This is a genomic window from Streptomyces sp. NRRL WC-3549 (assembly GCF_000721935.1).
Lineage (GTDB): Bacteria > Actinomycetota > Actinomycetes > Streptomycetales > Streptomycetaceae > Streptomyces.
Genome location: NZ_KL585392.1, coordinates 37,222 through 37,770 on the forward strand (window position 1 = coordinate 37,222; position 549 = coordinate 37,770).

General features: G+C 73.2%; 1 protein-coding gene and 1 pseudogene. Both read right to left on the minus strand.

The features are described from left to right. Positions 1-217, minus strand: a 217-nt coding sequence (gene rpmE / locus IH13_RS43380) for a 50S ribosomal protein L31 (protein ID WP_031082937.1), incomplete at its 3' end; no start/stop codon positions are given. 220 nt (positions 218-437) lie between these two features. After that, positions 438-549: pseudogene (locus IH13_RS44495) on the minus strand (LytR family transcriptional regulator); the annotation flags it as partial.

The following is a 549-nucleotide window of genomic DNA, read 5'->3' on the forward strand; positions in this document are numbered from 1 at the left end:
GGGCGGAGCCGGCAGCCTTGCCGAAGCGGGCCTCGAAGCGGGCCACACGGCCACCGGTGTCGAGGATCTTCTGCTTGCCCGTGTAGAACGGGTGGCACTCGGAGCAGACGTCGGCACGGATGGCGCCGCCGCCGATGGTGCTCCGGGTCGTGAACGACGCGCCACAGGTGCAGCTGACCTGCGTCTCGACGTACTCGGGGTGAATGTCGCGCTTCAAGGTGTCTCCTAGATTCGGGAGGGCGCCGGGTCGCACGCGCGGATTGCGCGTCCGTGAACCGGGGCCGACGTACCAGTCTGCCAGGACCGGCCGTATCTCCCAAAACGGGGAAGGGGGCGTGACTATTCCCGGGCGGTCCGGGCACGTTGCGCGACCGGCCGGTGAACGGAAGGCGGCGCCCCTGAGGGGGGCCGCCGGTCTGCCGGGACGGCCCGGGCCGTCACCGTACGACCTCGCCCGCGTCGCCCCTGTCGCCGGCCGACCGCGCGGTGGCGGACGCCGGGATCGGCCGGTCGTGGGCGAGCGCGGCCCACAGCTGCCGGCCGGCCTTC